The following is a 4,514-nucleotide window of genomic DNA, read 5'->3' as shown; positions in this document are numbered from 1 at the left end:
CATGACGACCGGACCCTCGCCGAGCGGCGCGATGAAAACCTACAGCTATGACGCGCGCAACCGCCTGACGTCGTTCGACGGTTCCGGATACACCTACAATCCGGAGGGCCTGCGGACGGCGGTGACCGGCACCGGCGCGGCAACTTTTCTGGTGGACCCCAATGCGGCGCTATCCCGGGTGTTGCGACGGACGAAAGGCGGCGTGACCACCTACTACGTGTACGGGCACGGACTGCTGTACCAGGAATCCGGTGGCGTGACCCGGACGTACCACGGCAACCAAGTCGGCAGCACCCTGGTCCTGACCGACGACAGCCAGAACGTGACCGACCGGATCGGGTACGCGCCTTACGGGACGATCACCGAGCGCACCGGCAGCACCGACACCCCGTTCCTCTTCAACGGGGAATACGGCGTCATGACCGATACCAACGGACTGATCTGCATGCGTGCGCGCTATTACAACCCGCGGCTGATGCGGTTTGTGAACGCCGACCCGATCAAGTTCGATGGGGGGGCCAACTGGTATGCGTTCTGTGGAAACAGTCCCCTTTCGCTCGTCGACCCGTGGGGATTGCAGGATAGCCGTTCCGACGTGTTCAAAATGGATACGTTTTATGTGTATGCTGATCCAATAAAGGCCCTGGAAAAGCTCAAGCCAAGCCAATTTGAGAATTACCTGACAGCACGGCAAACTGCCGGCAATCTTTCGCATACAATGGGGGGGTATTATCGGCGAGAAATCATATTCTGGGTATACCCGGTCGTTGGAACCACAAGATGGACGTACCAGGCGATACTCGGATCAGATAGGGAAGGAGAGTCTGGCAAGAGCCCTGCTCGTCGAGCTCGATTAGTGCATAATCACATCTCGCTACCAGGTTCGATTTTCAGAAGGCCAACCGGAGACATTCTACCTTCGAAGGATGACATTGTAGCTTCTTATCAGAGAGAATTCGCTTGGGATACGTTGGTGTTTCCAAATGGTGATATGTTCGATTATCACGCTGCGACGTATACTGGTCCAGCGCTTTTCCCATTCTTCACAATGATAAATTGGCGGGATAGTTTCCGTATGGTTCCAGCTGGGAAAGCCGTTGCCGTTCCAGCTCTGCCTCCGCCTGAAAACGACTAACTAGTGGAGATCATTATGCGCATAAAACATGCAATAGTGCTCAGTTTAGTATGCATCGTCGTCGTGATAGCATATTGGTTTGAGAAGAAAGATGTCGTTCAATTTCAATCTACGAAGCGCGATGATTATCGGGGGCGGATTACAGTTGTGATTGACCCTGCGGTGCTATCTTACGAACGGACGCGAAAGTTTGTTTTAGCACACACGTCAGGGGATTCCGTTTCAGAGGTGGAGTTCGAAACCCGCATGAGGCATAGCTACGGCGCCGAAAACGTATTTCGCGAGATGTTCATATTTGGGAAGCACGCCCAATCGATTGCGGATATACAACCGTTACCACTGCGTGTCGTCGCAATCTGTCCCACAGGAGATCCGCCTCGGACTGGAAACACCAGGATGGCGGCACTCTTGTGCACCGGTCCGGAGTTCACAGAATCAAGCAAGAAGTGGAAGGCCTGGTGTATGCGGTATCACATTCCCTTTGAGGATCTGAAATCTCTTTCGGACGAGAACCTACGCGACGGCTTGGCGAACTTAAGCCAAAGGCCATAGCCGCAACCTGCTCGATGATGCGATGACTGCGCTCGCGTTATTGCAGGTAGTGTCCGTCAAGTTTCGCACATTTTGAGATCGGCAGGTCGGAGGAAGGCTATTTCTGGTTTATCTATCGTTTGGTTTGGAAGGCCACAACGTGGCCGTCGTGAGCGGAAGGTGCCTTTTGGAACAGTATCGAAGGACCAGGGAGAAGCGATGGCTCAGGCGGAGGGAGGGCTCGGCTTGGCGAGCCTGACCGGAGCCTGAGCCATGAGGAGAGTGTCGCGGCTGCGGCCTCGACATGGCACGAACCTTGAAGTTCAACCCTGCCATGCTGTTCTTGCACCCCAAGCCTGCCGCGTTCAGCCTGCCGACCGATGCGCTGGAGTACGATGCCGACAACCAGCTTTCAAAATGGAACAACCAGACGGTGATCTGCGATGCTGACGGGAACATGACGACCGGACCCTCGCCGAGCGGCGCGATGAAAACCTACAGCTATGACGCGCGCAACCGGCTGACGTCGTTCGACGGTTCCGGATACACCTACAATCCGGACGGCCTGCGGACGGCGGTGACCGGCACCGGCGCGGCAAGCTTCCTGGTGGACCCCAATGCGGCGCTATCCCGGGTGTTGCGACGGACGAAAGGCGGCGTGACCACCTACTACGTGTACGGGCATGGACTGCTGTACCAGGAATCCGGTGGCGTGACCCGGACGTACCACGGCAACCAAGTCGGCAGCACCCTGGTCCTGACCGACGACAGCCAGAACGTGACCGACCGGATCGGGTACGCGCCTTACGGGACGATCACCGAGCGCACCGGCAGCACCGACACCCCGTTCCTCTTCAACGGGGAATACGGCGTGATGACCGATACCAACGGACTGATCTGCATGCGCAACCGCTACTACAACCCGCGGCTGATGCGGTTCCTCAACGCCGACCCCATCGGCTTTGGCGGGGGACTCAACTGGTATGCCTTCGTCAGCAACAATCCGATCAGCAAGACGGACCCGAGCGGGCTTCAGGATTTTATCGCTGGGTTCGGACCTATGCCTGCGCCAGTTCCGCCTGGCTCCTACACCTACAATGGACCGACGACGGTGGGCGGAATGGCCAAAGCAGTCGGGCAGTCTTACGTGCAGGCTGGTCAGGCGTTCGGAGGCGCCGTTAAGGACATCGCAACCTTCGGTGGAAATACTCAAAAACAAGAGCTGTTCTCCGCGATCATGACGCCAGTAAAAGTGGGCGGCTATATCGCATCGGGTGAGGGGTTCGCGATAAGTGCGGTCGCTCTTAACGCGGGTAAGTTAACAGGTGCGCAGACAGTAAAGCACATGGTTAGCTGGGTAGCCAATGGGTTTGTGCTCGGCACGTTGGCAGGTGATGCAGCCTACAAGCTCAACGGCCAGGCTCCCACCGGTCTCGGTGGCAGCGGTCCGCTTGGAGCTGCGGGAACGATCGCAGGAGAACCCTTGGCAGGTGGATTGTTGGATGTCGGACTCGCATTTTATACTCCGCCCCAGTTTGGTGGCGAGATTGCGCTAGCGACATGGGTTCTGGCCGCTATGGAAGCGGCGGGGTCGAGTGGCAATAGTTCGGCAACCACCTGCAAAAAATGACCGCCGTATGCGTTGTTTATGCTTTCCTCTTTCTGGTCTGGACGCTCTGGACCCGCTCAGTCTGTCGGGAGAACGCAACCTGGGAAGAATGCAGTAGCACAGACAGCTTTTCAGAAATGTATTCACGCTATGCGCCGCCGGGTTGGAAACTGTTGTCCCGCTGGTTCCTCATCGTCTGGGTCGTGACGTTCTTGTTGGCTATCGTCCTCACCCGCCGATGATCCAAAGAGGCACGAGTAGCTTGAAACGAATCCTTCTGCTCCTGATCGCGATTACGGTTGTGTCAGGCTGCGCGACCACGCCGAGCAAGCCCGAGCCGGTCGCGTCGTCTGCGACTAAGGAATCGGCGCAGCCTGCGATTCCTGACAAGCCGGTGGATGTCTGGCTCATGCCGTTGGAGGGCTTCCCGCCTGAGTATGCGCGGGAGTTGGAAAAGAAATTTTCCGCCGAGCTTTGCCTGAACGTGCGCGCGACGGTCCACGCCGGTCGCACGCCGAAAATGTTCGGGCCGTCGAAGCAGATGCTGGGCGAGCGCGTGCGCGACGAATTAAAAGTGCCGCTCCAGCGGCTCTACGATGTCACGCCCAAGACGATCTTCGTGGTGCTCACGCGGGACGATCTCAACAGTGAGGACGGCGGAACCCGGTTTTTGTTCGCCATGCACTTTCCGCCAGAGCGGTTATCGGTCGTGTCGATGGCTCGTTTGAGCGACTCGTTTTTTGGAAAGAAAGACACGCCCGAGGTCACCAAACTGCGGCTCTACAAAATGGTCAAGAAGGCGATCGGCACCCAATACTACGCGTATCCGCGCTCCACGGACTTGAAGAGCGTCATGTATTCCCCCGTGATGAGTCTCGACGACCTTGATGCCGTTGGCACGGATTTTTGAAATTTAGCTGCCGCCCGACTTATCGAGCATCCGAATGGTGACCGCGGAGACGAACGGCTGCGACGGCTCCAAGTTGCTGTAACGCTCGGCGAGCGGCCTGACGGCGGCGAGGTTGTGGTCACGGAGAACCAAGCCTATGGGGTCATCCCACGGCTGTCTGATTAAGGAAGGTGCGCGGGTTTGTAAGTATCTCCCCGTCCGGCAATAGTGGCGCTAAAGGCATGTCATCGATTTGAGTTTTTTGAGATGAATCCCGGGCGTTTTTCCGTAAGCGTTCAACTTGGGCGTGGTGACGGGGCGATTCGTACCGGCTAGACTCGGGGGATGGC

Annotated in this window: 4 protein-coding genes; 3 read left to right on the top strand and 1 reads right to left on the bottom strand. The window is 57.2% G+C overall.

Translation table 11 applies throughout. The features are described 5' to 3' along the window. The 3 genes from DB354_RS00050 to DB354_RS00040 all read left to right on the top strand — a co-directional run. Nucleotides 1–1,135: RHS repeat-associated core domain-containing protein (locus DB354_RS00050; RefSeq protein WP_107833387.1), on the top strand; the 1,135-nt coding region annotated here is incomplete at its 5' end. Between the two features lie 835 nt (nt 1,136–1,970). Then, on the top strand, nt 1,971–3,296 hold the full coding sequence (locus DB354_RS00045; protein WP_107833386.1) for an RHS repeat-associated core domain-containing protein: 1,326 nt from the start codon (nt 1,971–1,973) through the stop codon (nt 3,294–3,296). 241 nt (nt 3,297–3,537) lie between these two features. Then, a complete protein-coding gene (locus tag DB354_RS00040) occupies nt 3,538–4,185 on the top strand; it encodes a peptidase (protein WP_146180036.1) in 648 nt (215 codons plus the stop codon). 3 nt (nt 4,186–4,188) lie between these two features. On the opposite strand, the gene DB354_RS22795 is transcribed toward DB354_RS00040, so the two are convergent. Continuing rightward, a complete protein-coding gene (locus DB354_RS22795) occupies nt 4,189–4,317 on the bottom strand; it encodes a hypothetical protein (RefSeq protein ID WP_255420615.1) in 129 nt (42 codons plus the stop codon). Nucleotides 4,318–4,514: the final 197 nt, after the last annotated feature.

Origin of the sequence: Opitutus sp. ER46 (genome assembly GCF_003054705.1) — a bacterium.
Taxonomy (GTDB): Bacteria; Verrucomicrobiota; Verrucomicrobiia; order Opitutales; family Opitutaceae; genus ER46.
The sequence above is the reverse complement of the archived record's forward strand: the minus strand, read 5'-3'. Positions and strand labels throughout refer to the sequence as shown.